A 17,925-nucleotide genomic window follows, 5' to 3' on the forward strand; every position below is an offset into this window, starting at 1 on the left:
GAGCGTGCACCTAGTGAGGGACGTCCTGGACATCGCCCCGTGACACGGCCAGAAAGGCGACGAACCCGATGATGGCGACGGTCCAGGACAGGGTGACGGGCCCCAGTCCCAGGGCGAGGCCGCCACGGGAGTGGCCGAGCGCCATCCAGTCGGCGACCGAGGCGCCGAGCGGGCGGGTGATGACGTACGCGGACCAGAAGGCGGCGACCGCGTTGAGGGCGCCCCGGCGGTGCAGGACGGCCGGGACGGCGATGGCGACGGCGTACAGGACGGCCGAGCCCAGGTAGCCGAGGCCGATCGTGGCGGAGAGGTCCCCGGCGGCGGTGCCGAGCGCGAAGGTGGCCAGCACGGTGGCCCAGTAGAAGATCTCGCGGCGGCGGGTGCGAATGCTGTGGATGGACAGCGTCCGTTCGCTCGCGTACCAGACGGCGAACACGGCGGCGAGCGCGATGAGGAAGAAGGGCGTCGAGATCGTGTACGGGACACCGAGGCCCACGTGCAGGACATCGGCGGCCATCGTGCCGAACACACTGACCATGACGATCGCCGTCCAGTAGATCCAGGCGACGTAGCGGCGGACGGTGAGTTGGAGCGCCAGTGAGGCCGCGAGGGCCAGCCCGCCGAGGCCGACGGCGGGGACGGGTCCGAGCCGCTGGGCCAGAAAGTCGGAGGCCGTCTCGCCCATGCCGGTGGTCAGCACCTTGATCACCCAGAAATAGACGGTGACTTCCGGAACCTTGCTCGCCAGGGCGGTGACGGAGGGACCGGTGACGCGGCGGTGACGGGTGAGGTGCTCTGTGCTCATGCCCCGCACGATGACATGACGAACTGGCATTGCCACAGGGGTCTTTGCCATCGCTTGAGCGCTGCTGGTGCAGGAATTGCCAACGGCGGCGACAGGCCTGAACACAACCTGAACACCTGAACGGAACACCTGGTCAACGACATGATCCGGGTGATACGAAGAGCGGTCACCTTGCGGCCGACATCCCAATCATCTGAGGGTTCTTTTCGGAATCCGAAGATGAAAGGGAAGCGGGCGAAAAGGTGACCGGTCACACTCCAGGACCGGCCGATTGCCAAGCGTCACATAAATCACGAATCTGTTTGCGTTCGTCGCTGCGGGGAATTTGATTTCTAGTGCTTCGGACAGGAGGCACGTCCGTGGGAGTCGGTACGCCGACCGCGGGTGTCTCCGAACGGTCTCCGTGCGCGCACTCCCATGGTGACTGTCCACTCAACACCCCATGAGGGAGTTGTGAGCACCATGCCCGGCACGGTCAGAACGAAGCAACACCCCCACGACGACGCCCCGGACACCGCGGCCGCCTTCGCCCGGCTCCACGATCTGCCCGACGGACCCGAGCGCCAGGCACTCCGCGACGAGATCGTCCGCTCCTGGCTGCCCATGGCGGACCGCATCGCGGGCCGATACCGCGGCAGGGGCGAATCCATCGAGGACCTGAACCAAGTCGCGGCCCTCGGCCTGGTCAAGGCCGTCGACCGGTACGACCCGGCCCTGGGCAACGCGTTCGAGAGCTACGCGATCCCGACGATCACGGGCGAGATCAAGCGTCACTTCCGCGACCACATGTGGATCCTGCACGTGCCGCGCCGCGTCCAGGACCTGCGCACCCGGGTGCGCGCCGCACTGAAGGACCTGTCCCAGACGATCCAGGGCCGACAGCCCACCGTCGCCGAGATCGCCGAGTGCGCGAACCTCTGCGAGGAAGACGTACGCATCGCCCTGGAAGCCCTGGACAGTTTCGCCGCCCTCTCGCTGGACGCCGAGCTGCCGGGCAGCGAGGACGGATATGCCCTGGCAGACGTTCTGGGCGAATTCGACGTCGGCTTCGACCTGGTCGTCGACCGCGAGGCCGTGAAGCCCGCGCTGAGCGCGCTGCCCGAGCGCGAGCGGACCATCCTCTACCTGAGGTTTTTCGGCGGTATGACACAGAGCCTCATCGCCGAGCAGCTCGGCATCTCGCAGATGCACGTGTCCCGTCTGATCAGCAATTGCTGCGCCACGCTGCGCGAGCAGGTGCTCGCCGATGCGGCATGACTCCCGGAACGGATGTGTGCGCCTACCTGGCCGCCCGGGCGAGTTTCCTCGGGCCGGGCGGCCAGGCGGCGAGCTCACTGCCGAACCCTCCCGGGAATGGTTGGCCAGCTTCTCGCCTTTCTTCGGACTACCGGGGCGGACCCGATCCAAACACTTTTCGGGTCACGGAGTGGACGGAGGATCCGGGATCTGGGCAGGCCCGTATTTGTCGAGCGTGTCCTCAAGGACCGCGCGAATATCGGGCGACAGATCTCCTTTCTGGCCCCAGACAATGATCATCTCCGCGATCGTGCGCAGCTTGATGTTCGTGTGCTGGGACACCTCCCGCAGAACGGCCCACCCTTGATCGGGTGTCACCCGCCCGAGGGCGACCATCATGCCGATCGCCTGGTCCACGACGGCGTGTGAAGTGACGGCTTCCTTCAACTGGTCTATTTCTTCCCGCAGCTCGACGATCCGGTCCGGCTCCTTGGCGTCTTGGTTCATCGTCCCCTCCGGGGTCGGGCCGCGTCCTTCGATTACATCGTCGCCACTCGACGGGGTGCGTGCCAACGCAGGCGGAGGGGCACCCGCTCGGGCGGGTGCCCCTCCCCGGATCGGGCATCCGGTCAAGCGGCGAGCGTCACCGCCGCCACCGCGGGCGTCCGCAGGGCGCGCCGGGCCGTGATCAGGCTGGTGCCGAGCGTCACCGCCGCCGCCACCGCGACGATGGCGAGCCAGATGCCCAGGCCGTGGCCCGGCCACGTCGCGTCCGTACGGACCAGGGTGAACGGGACGATTCCCGCGAGCCCGGCCAGGGTGCCGAAGAAGACCCCGGTCACCGTCAGGATCACGCCTTCGGCGCCGACCATGGAGAGCACCTGGCCCGGCGTCGCACCGGCCAGCCGCTGCTGCCCGAACTCCCGGCCGCGGTAAGTCGTCGCCGCGTACAGAGAGTTGATCAGCATGATGCAGGAGAAGACCACGATGATGCCGACAACCACGAGGTTGAGGGTCTCCAGGTTCTTGGCGTCGATGGACTTCGGCACGCCCGAGGCGTCGATCGCGTCGTTCTCCACCGCCTGCATGTACAGCGTCGCCGTCGCCATGCAGGTGAACAGGATCAGCGGCATCAGGACACCGGACAGCTCGTCGGCGCGCCGGCGCATGTTCCGTACGGCCAGATAGCCGCTCGGGCCCGACAGCGGGAGCCGGTCGAGCAGGCCCTTCAGCAGCCTCGGGGACAGCAGCGCGAAGCCCACCGAGAGCAGGATCGCGCCGTACGCGGGAGGCGCCATCAGCGCGGCGTCCCGCGCGGAGAAGGCGAACGTGGAGCAGACGGCCGTGACACCGACGACCAGGGCCGCGTACGCGAGGAACTTCCGTGCGCCGCCCCGGGGTTGACGGCTCCGCGTCGCCCGCCGCACCGCCAGGAAGGCCGCGCCCGCCGCCGCGAGCACCGTGACGTCGATGCCCGACAGGAGAGCGAGGGGACCGAAGGAGTAGTCCACGGACCGCTGCACCTGGCCGCTGTCCTGGAAGACGCGCAGCAGAGCGCGCCCGCCGAGCATCGCCGGACCGATCGCCAGCACCGCGCCCACCAGCGCGACCGCCACCGACTCGCCGACGACCATCCGCTTGATCTGCGCCGGAGTCGCCCCCGAGCACCGCAACAGCTCGATCTCGGCGCTCCGTTGACGGACGTTCACCGTCAGCGTCGAGGCGACCGCGAAGAACACCAGCAGGGTGCCGTAGCCGCCGACGACGCTCGCCGCGGTGGACAGCGACTCGGCACTCACCGAGTCCACGCCCGGCTGCCCGGCCGTGTCGTGCATCGAGTTGAACGTCATGATGATCGCCGCGCCGAGGAAGGCGGACAGCAGGGTCGCCGCGAAGCGTCCGGGGCGCTTGCGAATCGAGCGCAGGACCAGAGCGAACATGACTCACGCCCCCATCAACGCGTCGTCGCCCAGGTGCGCCAGGCGCTCGGCCACGGCGTCCACCGTCGGCGCGTGCAACTCGCCCGCCAGCCGTCCGTCCGCGAGGAACACGACGGAGTCGGCGTACGAGGCGGCGACCGGGTCGTGCGTCACCATGACCACGGTCCTGCCGTGCACCCGTACCGCCTCCTGGAGCAGACGCAGCACATCCCGCGCACTCCGCGTGTCCAGCGCGCCGGTCGGCTCGTCCGCGAAGATCACCCGGGGCTCGGTGACCAGCGCACGGGCGATCGCCACGCGCTGCCGCTGTCCTCCGGAGAGCTGGTCGGGCAGATGGTCGAGCCGGTCCCCGAGACCGACGGCCGTCAGGATCTCCCGGGTCCGCGCACGGTCGACGCGCCGCCGGGCGAGCCTGAGCGGCAGAACCGTGTTCTGGGCGACGGTCAGCGTCGGCAGCAGGTTGTACTGCTGGAACACGAAGCCGATCCGACTGCGCCGGAACTTCGTCAGCTCGGCCTCGCCACCGCCCGTCATCTCCGCGCCGTCCACCATCACGATGCCGCTGTCGGGCCGGTCGAGCCCCGCCGCGCACTGCAGCAGCGTGGACTTGCCGGACCCCGAGGGCCCCATCACCGCGGTGAACGTGCCCCGCGCCAGGCTGAGCGTCACCCCGTCCAGAGCGGTCACGGCACTCTCCTCGACCCCGAACGTCTTGCTCACCTTGACCAGCCGCAGAGCCTCCGGGGCGGGTCCCGATTCGTGCGTACGTCGCGCTCGGCGAAACATCGTCATCACTCTCCGTCCGGCACACCCTGTGCCATGCCGACGAAGCTACGGAGACGGAGGCCGGACCACATGGGGCGCAGAACCCGTATTCCGGGGTGTACACAGCACCACCCCGTACGGGTCACCAGAACGCGCCGACCCCTGCCCGCCCCCGATGGAATGGACGCGTGACCGCGCCCCCGGACGACTGCCTCGCGCGCAACCAATGGATCTGCGGTGAGTATCTGAGCACCCGCCGTCAGATCCTCCTCGACGCGGTGGTCCAGCACCTTCAACTGACGGCGGTCTCCGTGCTCATCGGGCTCGTCCTCGCGGTGCCGCTCGCGGTACTCGCCCGCCGCTGGGGCTGGGCCGCGGGACCCGTCCTCGGCGTGACCACGATCCTGTACACCATCCCGTCGCTGGCGATGTTCTCGCTGCTCCTGCCCGTCTACGGACTGTCGGCCGCACTGGTCGTCGCGGGCCTCGTCCTCTACTCGCTGACCCTCCTGGTGCGGAACATCCTCGCGGGTCTGCGCGCCGTCCCCGAGGAGACCCGGCAGGCCGCGCGCGGCATGGGATACGGGCCCATCCGCCTGCTGCTCACCGTGGAACTGCCGCTGGCCGTGCCGGCCGCCATGGCCGGACTGCGGATCGCCACGGTCTCGGCCGTGTCGCTGGTCACGGTCGGCGCGATCGTCGGCTTCGGAGGGCTCGGCAACCTCATCTACGCGGGCATGAACACCTACTTCAAGGCCCAGGTCCTCACCGCGTCCGTGCTGTGCGTCGTCATCGCCGTCGCCGCCGACCTCCTCCTGCTGGGCGTACAGCGGCTCATCACCCCTTGGGCCAGGGCGGCCCGCGGATGAACACTCTGACCGGGGCCTGGCACTGGCTCACCGACTCCGCGCACTGGTCGGGTGACGACGGCATCTGGCACCGCCTCGCCCAGCATCTCGTGCTGACCGTGGTCTGCCTGGTCATCAGCTGCCTGATCGCGCTGCCCGTCGCTCTCGTTCTCGGCCACCTCGGCAAGGGCGGCGCGCTGGCGGTCAACATCTCCAACGTCGGCCGGGCGGTCCCCACCTTCGCCGTGCTGGTGCTTCTGCTGCTCACCCCGATCGGGAAGTGGGGCGAGGGACCGACCGTCGTCGCGCTCGTCCTGTTCGCCGTGCCGCCCCTGCTCACCAACGCCTACGTCGGGATGCGCGAGGTCGACCGCGACGTGGTGCGGGCAGCGCGCGGGATGGGGATGACCGGGCGACAGATGTTGTTACACGTGGAACTGCCCCTTTCGCTCCCGATGGTCCTGAACGGGGTGCGGATCGCCGCCGTACAGCTCGTGGCGACCGCCACCATCGCCGCGCTCGCCGGCGGCGGAGGGCTCGGCCGGATCATCACCGCGGGCTTCAATCTGGCGAGTACGCCGCAGGTCGTCGCCGGTGCGGTCCTGGTCGCCGTATTCGCGCTGATCGTCGAGGGGGTCTTCGAGGTCGCCGAGCGGCTGGCGCCGCACTGGGCGAGGGGCTCGCGGTGAGGCGGCGCGTCGCACTGGTGTCCCTGGTGTTCGTGAGCGGCTGCACCACCGGCCCCTCCCTGGAGACCCAGGGTGCGGTCACCGCGTCGCCCGGCGACAGCAAGCACCTGACCATCGGCTCGGCCGGCTTCACCGAGAGCGACCTGCTTGCCCAGATGTACACGCTGCTGCTGAACCGGGCCGGCTACAAGACGTCCATGCTCACCGTCGCCAACCGCGAACTGTACGAACCGGCCCTGGAATCCGGCCAGATCGACGTCGTCCCCGAATACGCGGCCACCTTCGCGGACTGGCTGAACGCCAAGACCAACGGCCCCGACGCATCCCCCGCCGGCTCACCCGACCTCGACGCGACGATGGCCGCGCTGCGCAAGCTGGCCACGCCTCGCGGCCTCACCGTCCTCGCCCCCGGCAGGGCCGTCGACCAGAACGCCTTCGCCGTGACCGAGGCGTACGCGCGCCGGCATCACCTCAAGACGCTCAGCGACCTCGGAAGGTCCGGCCTGAAGGTGCGCCTCGCCGCGGGCGACGAGTGCGTGCAACGGCCGTACTGCGAACCGGGGTTGAAGAAGACGTACGGCATCGACATCACCGCCGTCGACCCGAAGGGTGTCGGCACCACCCAGGCGAAGCGGGCCGTGCAGAGCGGCCAGGACCAGATGGTGTTGACCACCACCACGGATGCCACCCTGGACGACTTCGGGCTCGTCCTGCTCGCCGACGACAAGCATCTGCAGAACGCCGACTACATCGTGCCCGTCGTCAACCGCTCGCGGGCCGGCAGCGAGGGCGTCACCAAGGCGCTCGGCAAGCTCAACGACGTACTCACGACTGCCGACTTGGCGTCCATGAACCAGCAGGTGGACAGCTGGCGACGGCTGCCGGAGGACGTGGCCCGGACCTATCTGAAGGACAAGGGCCTGCTGAAGTGAGGCTCCGGGGTGTGTCAGTGGTGCGCTGTACGTTGCGGTCATGGGGATCTATCTGGTCAGTGTCGGTGCGCAGGAGTGGTTCGACGCGAGCGAGGACGGGCGGGGGGACGTCGCCTCCGCGCTGAATGAGGAGTTGAGAGGCCGCGCTCTGCCGCCGTACGAGTCCGTTCCCGAGGAGACGGAGTTCGTGAGCGGCTCCGGTCAGGCGTTCGAGGAGAAGCTGGTCCCTCCCATGGACGGATTCGGCACGCTGTGCCGGACTCACCTCTCACGGGAGGAAGAGGAGACTCTCCTCGGCTGGTCGGTGCTGGTGCCGTTGTCGCTCGATGAGGACATCTGGCTGACCGTCGGCTCCGCCTACACGGACACGACCATGGTCGCCGGCGCTCCTCAGGTGCTCGCCCTCGCCGAGCGGCTGGCGGCGGTCGTCGAGCTGCCGGCCGAGATACCGAGGACGTCCGACAACCTCGATCTGACCAGCTGGTTCCTGGACGGGGCGGCGAAGGAAGCGGCCGCCGCCCGGCCGGGCCCGTGGAGCGACGACCTGGACACGGCCTTCTACGTGGCGCTGTACCTGCGCGCCGCCCAGCACTCGCTCCGGCGCGGCTGCCCGATCGTCTACTGCTGAGGGCTCGGCGCCGCGGTCATGGAGGCCGGAGCCCGAGGTGACGGCTCCGTGACGTCGGTGACCGTACTGGTGCGGTCGGGCGGCTTCCCGGGCGGGACGGGTGCCGGTACACGTTCTCTATGGGGGACTACGGGGGATTCCGCCGGACATGGCGGCAGGCATTACGTGAAGCGGTCCTGGGGGCGCGCACCGACACCAAGGCCGACGGGCTGGCGAATCTCGTCGAGCCCGGCTGCGAGAAGGCGTACAAGCGGTTCGAACTCGTCTATTCCAAGCAGCAGGTGCAGCTTCAGCTGCTCTACGGCGAGTCGCAGCGGGCCTTCGAGTCGCAGACCAGACAGTCGCTCAGGATCACCGTGGGATGCGTGCTGAGCAACGTCCTGCGGGACGCGCGGCTGACCGGCACGGAGCCCAACCGCCACCTGGCCGACTATCTCGGCAAGGAGATCTCCGGCCTGCGGGCGCGCATCGACCAGGACTGCGCGCTGGCGGTGAGCAGGGGCATCAACGTGGGGCTCAGTCTGGGCGCGCTCATCAGCGTCGTGCTGCTGATCGTCCCGCTGCTGGTGGGAGCCGCGGGGCTGCTCGACCTGCTGCGGGTCGAGGTGGGCTGCAGCGATCGCTGGAGTCTGATGGGGGCCTTCGTGTGCGGGGGAGTGGGAGCCTTCGGCGCAGTGCTCAGCGTCCTCGTACGGCTGCGCAACAGCGGGGAGGAGCTGACGCGCCGGAAGACCAACGGTGACCGGGGTGCCGTCGCGCCCGGCCAGATGGCGCGCGGGATGCGCCACGAGGGCGTCTACCGGGTCTTCGTGGGCTGGATCCTGGCGCTGGCCGTCTACTTCCTGCTCAACGCCGGGTTCATCAAGCTGTTCGAGATGCCCGCCACGCCCGCCGAGATCTGCGCGGGCAACGGTGACGGACAGAGCACCACCTTCTGGGGATTCTGGTGCGCCGTCGGCTTCCTGGCGGGCTTCAACGAACGCTGGGCCTTCGGACTCCTCGACCGCTCGAACCGGTCGGAGCGCACCACCCGGTCCACGGTTCAGGCGTCCGCCACCGAGTCGAAGTCCACCTGACCCCGCGACACACCAAGGGCGTCCGCGTCCACCGACCGCCGCAGCGCCTCGTGCAGCTTCGCCGGGGTCAGCACACCGAGGAAACGCGCCCCCTCCAGCACGGCGACCCAGCCCGCGTCGTCCTGGAGCATCACACCAAACGCCTGCTTCAGCGGGGCGCCCACCGGAACCCAGGAGTTCATACGGTGGGCGAGGTCGCCGACCGTACCGCCCGCCGCGAGTTCGTCGACGCCGACCCACCCGTGCAGATCGCCGCCGGCGTCGAGCACGACGGCCCAGCGGGCGCCCTCGGCGTCCAGCCGGGCGGCGGCCTGCGCGGCGGACTCGTCCAGGCGCGCGATCGGCGGCTGATCCAGGTCGTCGACCTCGATCGCGGTGACCGACAGCCGCTTCAGACCACGGTCGGCGCCCACGAACTCGGCGACATACGGCGTGGCGGGCGTGCCGAGCACCGCCCCGGGCGTGTCGAACTGCTCGATGCGCCCCTGCCCGTACACGGCGATCCGGTCGCCGAGCCGTACCGCCTCCTCGATGTCGTGCGTGACCAGCAGCACCGTCTTGCGCACGGCCTCCTGCATCCGCAGGAACTCGTCCTGCAACTGCTCCCGCACCACAGGGTCGACGGCCCCGAACGGCTCGTCCATGAGCAGTACGGGTGGGTCGGCGGCCAGGGCCCGTGCCACGCCGACCCGCTGGCGCTGACCGCCCGACAGCTGCTCCGGATAGCGCGGTCCGTATGTCTTCGGGTCCAGGCCCACGAGATCGAGCAGCTCGGCGGCGCGCGCCCGCGCCTTGGCCTTCTTCCAGCCGACCAGCGTCGGTACGGTCGCCGTGTTGTCGAGCACCGTCCGGTGCGGGAACAGCCCGACCTGCTGGATGACGTATCCGATGCGCCGTCGCAGCTGCACGGGGTCGACCGTGGCGATGTCCTCGCCGTTCACGAAGATCCGGCCCGATGTCGGCTCGATCAGCCGGTTCACCATCATCATGGTCGTCGTCTTGCCGCAGCCCGACGGGCCGACGAGCGTGACGAGTTCGCCCTGGGCGACCTCGAAGGAGAGGCCGTCCACGGCGGTGGTGCCGTCCGGGTAGCGCTTGGTGACCTGCTCGAACCGGATCATCCCCTCACGCTAACCGGGACGCCCGATACCCGCTCACCAGCTGCGGCCCCCTGTGCATGAGCTGTACGTTCTGCTTTTGAAAAGTTTCAATTCGACCTGAGTGGTGCATGGGTCTCGGTTACTCCACGACACCCGTCCGGCGGTTCAGTTCTGTTGAATTCTGTCTGATAGTCGCGTTGTTGGGGTGGTGGACATGCGCCTCAGCCGCCACTACCTTCGCAGCCAGTTGAAGTGAAACGTTACAACTCACTTCCTCCGAAGCCGAAGGGATGACGGCGTGAACGAGGCGACACCCAACGAAGGAACAGGCAACGTCCGGCGCAGAACGGTGCTCACCACCGCGCTGGGCGCCGGAGTCGTGGCGATGGCCGGAGGGGTCGGCACGGGAGGCACGGCATGGGCCGCGCCGGCCTCCGACCGGACCTCGCTGGCAGGGCTGACCGTGGAACACCGCACGAACCCACTCGGCGTGGACACGGACGCGCCACGCTTCGGCTGGCGCATGGCGTCCCCGGCCCGCGGTCGGCGCCAGACGGCATATCAGATCCTGGTGGCCACATCACCCGAGCGCCTGACCCGAGCCCGCGCCGACGTGTGGAACAGCGGCCGTGTCGAGTCATCGGACTCGGTGGCGGTGCGCTACGACGGCACACGGCTGCGCGCCTCGACGCGTTACTTCTGGACCGTGACCGCGTGGGACGAGGACGGGCGCGCCGTCACCGGCGTGCCGCCCGCCCACTTCGAGACCGGGCTGCGCAGCACCGACGGCGTGTCGGGCTGGGACGGCGCGACGTGGATCAGCATGGCGGGCAAGGCGCCGAACAGCGCGGGGGCACCGTTGCTCCGACGGCAGACCGCGCTCAGGGGGCGGGTCCGTGAGGCTCGCCTGTACGTCTCGGCCCTGGGCGTGTACGACGCCTATGTCAACGGCCGACGCGTCTCGGTGCCCCAGGGAGGGGGCACGACCCAGGAGTTGCTGACCCCGGGCTGGACGAACTACCACAGCCGGATCAGCTACATCAGCTACGACGTGACGGACCTGGTCGCCGGCGAGCGGCGGGTCACCCTCGCGGCCGTGCTGGGCAACGGCTGGTACAACAGCCGGATCTCGGACGGCAGCACCTATTACTCCAAGGACGGCAACCGGCTTGCCCTGAAGGCCAAACTCCTGCTCCGGTACGCCGATGGATCGACCCAGTCCGTGGTGAGCGCGCCCGGCGAGGGCTGGAAGGCGACGGACACGGGCCCCTACCGCGCCGACGACATCTACGACGGGCAGGCCTACGACGCCCGCAAGGAGGTACCGGGCTGGACGGCGACCGGCTTCGACGATGCCGCCTGGGCGGGCGTCGAGGAGAACGACTTCGCCACCAAGTTCCCCGACTCGAAGCTGGTCGCCTACCCCGGCGAGACCGCCCGACTGATGCCCCAGTGGGACCGCACACCGCAGTCCATCACTGTCTGCACCGGCGTGGCCGGTGAGACGGGCAGCGCCAACGGCAGGGGCCACATCGTCGTCGACGCCGCCCGGTCGGTGACCGACCCCGCCCAGGCCGCCACCGCCGCGGTCACGATCGGCAGCGGCGACACCGCCGTCTTCGACCTCGGCCAGAACATGGTCGGCGTGCCCCGCTACTCGGTGCGCGGCCCCGAAGGCGCCCAAGTCACCTTCGCCTTCGGCGAGATGCTCAACGACACCAGCAAGGGCGCCGACGGCCCCGAGGGTTCGGTGTACCGGGCCAATCTGCGCAGCGCCAAGGCAACCAGCACGTACACGCTCAAGGGCGACCCCGACGGCGAGAGCCACCAGGACTCGCTGACCTTCTACGGATTCCGCTACGTCTCCGTCACGACATCCGGTCCCGAGGTCACGATCACCGCCCTGGCCGGGAAGGTCGCCACCTCCGCGATCCGTGGGACCGGCGCCGTCACAACCAACGACCCCCAGGTCAACCAGCTCATCAGCAACGTGCATTGGGGCCAGCGCGGCAACTACCTGTGGGTCCCCGCCGACTGCCCGCAGCGCGACGAGCGCCTCGGCTGGACCGGCGACACCCAACTGTTCTCCAACACCGGGCTCTACAACGTCGACGCGGTCAACTTCCTCAGCCACTTCGAGGACAACCTGATCGATTCGCAGAAGATCTACGGCCTGGACGGCGCCCAGTTCACCGCCGTCTCTCCGGGAAACCGGTACAACGCCGCAGCCCCGGTGAGCGGCTGGGCCGACTGCGGCGTGATCATCCCGTGGACCGTGTGGCAGATGAGCGGGGACCGGACGGTCGTCGACCGGAGCTGGGAGGCGATGAGCCGGTACCTGGACTGGATCCGCGGGAAAACGGGGGAGACCTACGCCGGTCAGGGCGCGCTCTTCGCCGACTGGCTGGCGCCGCAGAGCACCGGCACCCAACTGATGAGTGACCTCTACTACGGCTACAGCACCCAATTGATGGCCCAGATGGCCCGAGCGACCGAGCGTACGACGGAGGCCGAGAAGTACGACAGGCTCTTCGCCGACATCAAGCGGGCCTTCATAGCCAAGTACCTCAGCACCGACGGCGGGAAAGTCACCGTGCGCTCCAGCCTCGGCGGGTCCCCCATCATGGGCACGGCGCCCGAGGACAACAGCCAGACCGCGCTGGTGTGGGTCCTCAAGCTCGGTCTGTACGACACCGATGCCCAACGCCGCCAGATCGTCGACCTGCTCGCCGAGAACATCGGGAACGACGCGAGCTACAAGGCGGCCCATCCCGACAGCACCCGCGTGCAGTACGCCGAGAACACCCTGTCCGTCGGCTTCCTTGGCGTGAACGTGCTCGCCCCGGTGCTCACCGACCAGGGCCGCGCCGACCTCGCGTACAAGCTGCTGCTCCAGGACGCCATGCCCTCATGGCTGTACTCGGTGAAGAACGGCGCCACCACCATCTGGGAGCGCTGGAACTCGTACTCGAAGCAGGATGGCTTCGGACCGGTCGAGATGAACTCGTTCAACCACTACTCCTACGGCGCGATCATGGAGTGGATGTACGAGGACATGGCCGGCATCGCGAAGGACCCGGCCCATCCCGGGTTCAAGCACTTCCTGCTCAAGCCGCACACGGACCCGACCGGGAAGATCACTCATGTGGCCGGTTCACATGTCTCCCCATACGGCGAGATCGTCAGCGCATGGACGGTGCGGGACCGGACGCTGACCTACCGGGCGGTGGTCCCCGCGAACAGCGAGGCAACGCTGCGCCTGCCGACCACCGATCCCTCCACGGTCCGTGCGGGCAGAACGCCGCTGGCCCAGGTTCCCGGCGTCGAGTTCCTGGGCTTCGACAACTCGGCGGCGTCCTACCGGCTGCCGTCCGGCGGCTACGACGTGACGTCCGCCTTGGGCTGATCGCTCACCAGCACCACCTCCAGAGTGCGCGGACCGTGCACACCCTCGACCCGGTCCAGCTCGATGTCACTGGTCGCCGAAGGCCCGGAGATCCAGGTCAGCGGGCGGGCCGGGTCGAGGCGATCCAGGGCCTGGGGCACGGAGGAGACCACCTGGTCGGGGACGCGCACGACACAGATGTGGTGGTCGGGGACGAGGGTGATGCGGCGGCGGCCCTGGTCGGGGCCGCCGTCGAGGACGATGGTGCCGGTCTCGGCGATCGCGACAGCGCAGCCGGTGACGACGCTCTCCACCTGGTCCAGCTCCTGAGGAGTGCTCTCAGCGCGGTCGTGCACCCGTGTGGCATCGGCGGCCGACATCCACTCGGGCGGCAGACCCGGAGGAACGAGGACGTACCGCGAGCCACGCGCGGACAACAACCGCATGATCAGGTACGGCAGTTCCTCGGTGTCCGTGCGATGCACGACGGCCCGATAGTCCGCCAGGTTCTCGGCGAGCAGATCCACCGTCTCCGCGACACTCCGCGCACCGTGCTCGCGCAGATAACTCCGGTCAACGGCCTGCTCGTACGGCGTGTCGTCCTGTCGTACGTCCGCGATCGCGCGTCGCACCCGGCCCAGGATCAGATCCCTGCTGCTCACTTCGAGTCCGCCTTCTTTCCGCCCTGCGTACGCTGCCACCAGTCGCGGAACGGCTCCGCGGGCACCGCCGGCAGATCACGGCTCGCACTCCACGCCCTGCCGGGGCCGGGCAGCGTCCGCGGATGGAAGCGGCGCGTCCGCGACGCGAGCCGCTGGCCGGTGCGCAGCGCGCCGGGATGGCTGAACGCCCAGCGGGCCGCGCGCATCGCCGCCCGTTCGGCGGCATGCCCCTTGGCGGGCTTGAGCACGACCTTGTTGCCGTCCCGCGTTGTCGGACCGCCCTCGGCGACCCGTTCCCGCAGGTGGACGAGGACTTCCGGGATGTCGATGGCGACCGGGCAGACCTCGTAGCAGGCGCCGCAGAGCGAGGAGGCGTACGGGAGGGAGGCGTCGATCTCGCTCTGCGTGCCCCGGAGTTGGGGGCTCAGGATGGCGCCGATCGGGCCCGGGTAGACCGAGCCGTACGCGTGGCCGCCCGCCCGCTCGTAGACCGGGCAGACATTCAGACACGCCGAGCAGCGGATGCAGCGCAGCGCCTGGCGGCCGACCTCGTCGGCGAGCGTGTCGGTGCGGCCGTTGTCGAGGAGGACCAGGTGAAAGGTCCGGGGTCCGTCCTCGTCCGTGGTGCCGGACCATGTCGAGGTGTACGGGTTCATGCGCTCGGCCGTCGAGGAGCGCGGGAGGGTCTGGAGGAAGACCTCCAGGTCCTGCCAGGTCGGCACGATCTTCTCGATGCCGACGACCGAGATCAGGGTCTCGGGGAGCGTCAGGCACATCCGGCCGTTGCCCTCCGACTCGACGACGACCAGCGTGCCGGTCTCGGCGACCATGAAGTTGGCGCCGGAGATGCCGACCTTGGCGCGCAGGAACTTCTCCCGCAGGTGCAGCCGGGCGGCCTCGGCCAGCTCGGCGGGCGTGTCGGTCAGGCCCTCGGGGGCCGGGCGGCCCCACTCGCTCATCTCCCGGACGAAGATGTCCCGGATCTCGCCGCGGTTGCGGTGGATCGCCGGGACGAGGATGTGGGAGGGCCGGTCCTTGCCCAACTGGACGATGAGTTCGGCGAGATCGGTCTCGTAGGCGTGGATGCCCTCTTCGAGAAGGGCCTCGTTGAGGCCGATCTCCTGCGTCGCCATCGACTTGACCTTGACGACCTCCGTCTCGCCCGTCGCCTTCACGAGGTCGGCGACGATCCGGTTGGCCTCGTCGGCGTCGGCGGCCCAGTGCACGGTGCCGCCGGCCGCGGTGACCGTCTCCTCCAACTGCGCGAGATAGCGGTCGAGATGACGGAGTGTGTGGTCCTTGATCTGCTTGCCCGCCTCGCGCAGCGCGGCCCAGTCGGAGACCTCAGCGACCGCCTTGGCGCGCTTGCTGCGGATCGTGTGGGTGGCGTGGCGCAGATTGCCGCGCAAGGTGGCGTTGTGCACTGCTTCGTGCGCGGCCTCCGGGAAGGCCGGCATGCCGACGAAGGTCCCGCTCATACCAAGGGCTCCTCTTCCGTGCTCGCCAGGATCTCCGCGATGTGGACGGGCCGCATGCCCGTGTTGAGGCGGCTCATCGTGCCGCCGATGTGCATCAGGCAGGAGTTGTCGGCCGCGCACAGCACATCGGCGCCCGTCGACTCGGCGTTGCGCACCTTGTCGGCACCCATCGCCGCGGAGACATCGGGGTTCTTGACAGCGAAGGTCCCGCCGAAGCCGCAGCACTCGTCGGCGCCGGGCAGCTCGCGCAGCTCAAGTCCCTTGACCGCCTGGAGCAGACGGCGCGGCCGGTCGCCCAGGCCCAGGCTGCGCAGACCGTGACAGGTGGGGTGGTAGGTCACCGTGTGCGGGTAGTACGCGCCGACATCGGTCACGCCGAGCACGTCCACCAGGAACTCCGTGAGCTCGTACGTCTTGGGCACGACCGGAGCCAGCGTCCTGGCCAGCGAGTCGCCACGCCCCTCGGCGCGCGCCCGCTCACCCATCCGCGGATACAGCTCCCGCACCATGGCCCCGCACGACCCGGACGGCGTCACGATCGCCTCGTACTCCCCGAATACATCGGAGAAATGCCGGGCCAGCGGCTCGGCCTCATGGCGATACCCGGTGTTGTAGTGCGCCTGCCCGCAACACGTCTGGCCCATCGGGAAATCGACGTCCACGCCCAGCCTGGTCAGCAGTTTCACCACGGCCCGGCCGGTGTCCGGATACAGCGTGTCGTTGACACAGGTCAGGAACAGGGCGACACGCATCGCAGCTCCTTGTTCTCGATCATCGGATGAGTGCTGGGGGCACCCCCACACGCGCTTAGCGTAGTGGGGGAGTACGCGGCGGTCGCGCGTCAGGGGAGCCCCGCTCACAGGCGGGTGAGTCGGTCGCGCATCCGGGCAGTTCCCTCTCACGGACGGGTGAGCCGGTCGCGCGCCACGCGAGCCCCCGCTCACGGAGGGGTGATCCGGTCCCCGGCGGCGCGCCACGCCGCCGTGTCACCTCGGGGCTCGTATCGCTTCAACGGCTGCGTACGAGCGAGGAGTCGCCGCATCGACGTACGGTCGCCGACCAACCCGTGGGCCCGGGCCTGGACGAGGACGTTGCCGAGCGCGGCCGCCTCCGCGGGGCCCGCCACGACCGGCAGGCCGCAGGCGTCGGCGGTGAGCTGGCACAGCAGGGCGTTGCGGGCGCCGCCGCCGACGATGTGCACGATGTTGACCGGGTGGTCGGCGAGGGACTGGGCCGCGTCGATCGCGCGGCGATGGGCGAGCGCGAGGGAATCGAGAATGCAGCGCGTCACCTTGGCGGGCGACTCGGGCACCGCCTGCCCGGACTCCCGGCAGGCGTTGGCGATCCGGGCGGGCATCCGTCCCGGCGCCAGGAACCCCGCGTCGCCGGCGTCCACGACGGACCGCAGCGGCGCCACCTCGGCGGCGGCCGAGAGAAGATCCCCCAGGTCGGGGTGCCCCCATTCGCGTACGCACTCCTGGAGAAGCCACAGCCCCATGATGTTGCGCAGATAGCGGACCGTGCCGTCCAGGCCCAGCTCATTGGTGAAGTTGGCCGCCCGGCTCGCCTCGGTGAGCACCGGCGCGTCCAGCTCCAGGCCCGCCAGGGACCAGGTGCCGGTGCAGATGTACGCGAACCGCTCTCCGGTGGCGGGTACGGCGGTCACTGCCGAGGCGGTGTCGTGCGAACCGACCGTGGTCACCGGGACCGGGCCGGTCAGCCCGGTCTCCTCCAGCACGTGCGGCCGGAGCAGCCCGGCCGGGTCGCCGGGGCGGCGCAGCGGCGCGAACAGTTTCAGGTCGATGCCGAGCCGCTCGGCGATGTCGTATGCCCAGTCGCGGGTGCGCGGGTCGATCAGCTGGGTGGTCGAGGCGTTGGTGAGCTCGGTGCCCGCCTCGCCCGTGAGCCAGTACGTCAGCAGATCGGGGATGAGCAACAGCCGTTCGGCCGAGGCGAGTTGGCGCGTCGAGCGGGCCGCCGCCAACTGGTACAGCGTGTTGAACGGCGCGTACTGCAGCCCGGTCGCCGCGTACAGCTCGGCGGCCGGCACAGTCGCCCACACCTTCTCCGCGGCACCCTCCGTACGGGCGTCGCGGTAGTGCACCGGGTTGCCGAGCAGCGCCCCGTCCGCGTCCAGCAGGCCGTAGTCCACGGCCCAGCTGTCGATGCCCACCGAGTCGACCTGCCCGGCTGCTCGCAGACCGTCGAGGACACCGGCGTACAGGGAAAGAATGTCCCAGCGCAGACCCTCGGGGACGCGGACCGGCCGGTTCGGGAAGCGGTGCGCCTCGGCGAGTTCCAGGGTGTCGGGGCCGACGCGGCCGACCATGACGCGTCCACTGGACGCGCCGAGGTCGACCGCGGCGTACGACTTCACCTCG

At 69.5% G+C, this 17,925-nt stretch carries 16 protein-coding genes; 7 read left to right on the plus strand and 9 right to left on the minus strand.

Going from position 1 to position 17,925, the window contains the following annotated elements; translation table 11 throughout:
• Positions 1-10: 10 nt before the first annotated feature.
• Entirely contained in the window at positions 11-805 is a 795-nt protein-coding gene (locus tag ACZ4RZ_RS18580; RefSeq protein WP_467745841.1) for a COG4705 family protein, read from the minus strand.
• 462 nt (positions 806-1,267) lie between these two features.
• On the opposite strand from ACZ4RZ_RS18580, the gene ACZ4RZ_RS18585 reads away from it, so the two are divergent.
• Entirely contained in the window at positions 1,268-2,062 is a 795-nt protein-coding gene (locus ACZ4RZ_RS18585) for an RNA polymerase sigma factor SigF (protein ID WP_467745842.1), read from the plus strand.
• A 162-nt stretch (positions 2,063-2,224) separates the two neighbouring features.
• Here ACZ4RZ_RS18585 and ACZ4RZ_RS18590 read toward each other — a convergent pair whose 3' ends face one another.
• The 3 genes from ACZ4RZ_RS18590 to ACZ4RZ_RS18600 all read right to left on the minus strand — a co-directional run bounded on the left by ACZ4RZ_RS18590 (position 2,225) and on the right by ACZ4RZ_RS18600 (position 4,767).
• Positions 2,225-2,548: an ANTAR domain-containing protein gene (locus tag ACZ4RZ_RS18590; protein WP_467745843.1), complete on the minus strand. Its 324-nt coding sequence runs from the start codon at positions 2,546-2,548 to the stop codon at positions 2,225-2,227.
• A gap of 122 nt (positions 2,549-2,670) precedes the next feature.
• On the minus strand, positions 2,671-3,981 hold the full coding sequence (locus ACZ4RZ_RS18595; protein WP_467745845.1) for an FtsX-like permease family protein: 1,311 nt from the start codon (positions 3,979-3,981) through the stop codon (positions 2,671-2,673).
• 3 nt (positions 3,982-3,984) lie between these two features.
• Positions 3,985-4,767, minus strand: coding sequence for an ABC transporter ATP-binding protein (locus ACZ4RZ_RS18600; protein ID WP_467746453.1), 783 nt, complete (start codon positions 4,765-4,767; stop codon positions 3,985-3,987).
• Positions 4,768-4,934: 167 nt separating this feature from the next.
• Here ACZ4RZ_RS18600 and ACZ4RZ_RS18605 point away from each other — a divergent pair, with 167 nt between their 5' ends.
• The 5 genes from ACZ4RZ_RS18605 to ACZ4RZ_RS18625 all read left to right on the plus strand — a co-directional run bounded on the left by ACZ4RZ_RS18605 (position 4,935) and on the right by ACZ4RZ_RS18625 (position 8,919).
• Positions 4,935-5,615, plus strand: a complete 681-nt coding sequence (locus ACZ4RZ_RS18605; protein ID WP_467745847.1) for an ABC transporter permease — start codon at positions 4,935-4,937, stop codon at positions 5,613-5,615.
• Positions 5,612-6,283 carry an ABC transporter permease gene (locus ACZ4RZ_RS18610; protein ID WP_467745849.1) on the plus strand — a complete coding sequence of 224 codons (672 nt, stop codon included), beginning with the start codon at positions 5,612-5,614 and terminating at the stop codon, positions 6,281-6,283. Before ACZ4RZ_RS18605 ends, ACZ4RZ_RS18610 begins: the two co-directional genes overlap by 4 nt.
• Complete coding sequence (locus tag ACZ4RZ_RS18615) at positions 6,280-7,215, plus strand: ABC transporter substrate-binding protein (protein WP_467745851.1); 936 nt, start codon at positions 6,280-6,282, stop codon at positions 7,213-7,215. Before ACZ4RZ_RS18610 ends, ACZ4RZ_RS18615 begins: the two co-directional genes overlap by 4 nt.
• A gap of 40 nt (positions 7,216-7,255) precedes the next feature.
• The gene (locus ACZ4RZ_RS18620; RefSeq protein ID WP_467745853.1) at positions 7,256-7,843 is read left to right on the plus strand and encodes a hypothetical protein; all 588 of its coding nucleotides are present in this window, start codon (positions 7,256-7,258) and stop codon (positions 7,841-7,843) included.
• Between the two features lie 119 nt (positions 7,844-7,962).
• Positions 7,963-8,919, plus strand: coding sequence for a hypothetical protein (locus ACZ4RZ_RS18625; protein ID WP_467745855.1), 957 nt, complete (start codon positions 7,963-7,965; stop codon positions 8,917-8,919).
• Here the strand turns inward: ACZ4RZ_RS18625 and ACZ4RZ_RS18630 are convergent.
• Positions 8,886-10,040 (minus strand): ABC transporter ATP-binding protein, encoded by a 1,155-nt coding sequence (locus tag ACZ4RZ_RS18630; protein WP_467745857.1) that lies wholly within the window; start codon positions 10,038-10,040, stop codon positions 8,886-8,888. The two genes, ACZ4RZ_RS18625 and ACZ4RZ_RS18630, sit on opposite strands and share 34 nt — an antisense overlap.
• Before the next feature lie 364 nt (positions 10,041-10,404).
• On the opposite strand from ACZ4RZ_RS18630, the gene ACZ4RZ_RS18635 reads away from it, so the two are divergent.
• On the plus strand, positions 10,405-13,425 hold the full coding sequence (locus tag ACZ4RZ_RS18635; RefSeq protein WP_467746455.1) for a family 78 glycoside hydrolase catalytic domain: 3,021 nt from the start codon (positions 10,405-10,407) through the stop codon (positions 13,423-13,425).
• Here ACZ4RZ_RS18635 and ACZ4RZ_RS18640 read toward each other — a convergent pair.
• From ACZ4RZ_RS18640 to ACZ4RZ_RS18655, 4 genes are all read right to left on the minus strand, one after another.
• Complete coding sequence (locus tag ACZ4RZ_RS18640) at positions 13,398-14,066, minus strand: LutC/YkgG family protein (RefSeq protein WP_467745859.1); 669 nt, start codon at positions 14,064-14,066, stop codon at positions 13,398-13,400. The genes ACZ4RZ_RS18635 and ACZ4RZ_RS18640 overlap by 28 nt on opposite strands.
• Positions 14,063-15,544 carry a LutB/LldF family L-lactate oxidation iron-sulfur protein gene (locus tag ACZ4RZ_RS18645; protein WP_467745860.1) on the minus strand — a complete coding sequence of 494 codons (1,482 nt, stop codon included), beginning with the start codon at positions 15,542-15,544 and terminating at the stop codon, positions 14,063-14,065. The genes ACZ4RZ_RS18640 and ACZ4RZ_RS18645 overlap by 4 nt, the downstream gene beginning before the upstream one ends.
• Positions 15,541-16,296 (minus strand): (Fe-S)-binding protein, encoded by a 756-nt coding sequence (locus ACZ4RZ_RS18650; RefSeq protein WP_467745862.1) that lies wholly within the window; start codon positions 16,294-16,296, stop codon positions 15,541-15,543. The genes ACZ4RZ_RS18645 and ACZ4RZ_RS18650 overlap by 4 nt, the downstream gene beginning before the upstream one ends.
• Positions 16,297-16,484: 188 nt before the next feature.
• Positions 16,485-17,921: a rhamnulokinase gene (locus ACZ4RZ_RS18655; RefSeq protein WP_467746457.1), complete on the minus strand. Its 1,437-nt coding sequence runs from the start codon at positions 17,919-17,921 to the stop codon at positions 16,485-16,487.
• Positions 17,922-17,925 lie beyond the last annotated feature (4 nt).

Source organism: Streptomyces sp. NPDC027189 (genome assembly GCF_055566975.1).

Bases quoted from the DNA above. Each gene is read 5' to 3' on its own strand.
- ACZ4RZ_RS18630 (WP_467745857.1), bottom strand. From the start codon at position 10,040: ATGATCCGGTTCGAGCAGGTCACCAAGCGCTACCCGGACGGCACCACC.
- ACZ4RZ_RS18580 (WP_467745841.1), bottom strand. From the start codon at position 805: ATGAGCACAGAGCACCTCACCCGTCACCGCCGCGTCACCGGTCCCTCC.
- ACZ4RZ_RS18635 (WP_467746455.1), top strand. From the start codon at position 10,405: ATGGCCGGAGGGGTCGGCACGGGAGGCACGGCATGGGCCGCGCCGGCC.
- ACZ4RZ_RS18645 (WP_467745860.1), bottom strand. From the start codon at position 15,544: ATGAGCGGGACCTTCGTCGGCATGCCGGCCTTCCCGGAGGCCGCGCAC.
- ACZ4RZ_RS18625 (WP_467745855.1), top strand. From the start codon at position 7,963: ATGGGGGACTACGGGGGATTCCGCCGGACATGGCGGCAGGCATTACGT.
- ACZ4RZ_RS18595 (WP_467745845.1), bottom strand. From the start codon at position 3,981: ATGTTCGCTCTGGTCCTGCGCTCGATTCGCAAGCGCCCCGGACGCTTC.
- ACZ4RZ_RS18585 (WP_467745842.1), top strand. From the start codon at position 1,268: ATGCCCGGCACGGTCAGAACGAAGCAACACCCCCACGACGACGCCCCG.
- ACZ4RZ_RS18610 (WP_467745849.1), top strand. From the start codon at position 5,612: ATGAACACTCTGACCGGGGCCTGGCACTGGCTCACCGACTCCGCGCAC.
- ACZ4RZ_RS18590 (WP_467745843.1), bottom strand. From the start codon at position 2,548: ATGAACCAAGACGCCAAGGAGCCGGACCGGATCGTCGAGCTGCGGGAA.
- ACZ4RZ_RS18600 (WP_467746453.1), bottom strand. From the start codon at position 4,767: ATGTTTCGCCGAGCGCGACGTACGCACGAATCGGGACCCGCCCCGGAG.
- ACZ4RZ_RS18650 (WP_467745862.1), bottom strand. From the start codon at position 16,296: ATGCGTGTCGCCCTGTTCCTGACCTGTGTCAACGACACGCTGTATCCG.
- ACZ4RZ_RS18620 (WP_467745853.1), top strand. From the start codon at position 7,256: ATGGGGATCTATCTGGTCAGTGTCGGTGCGCAGGAGTGGTTCGACGCG.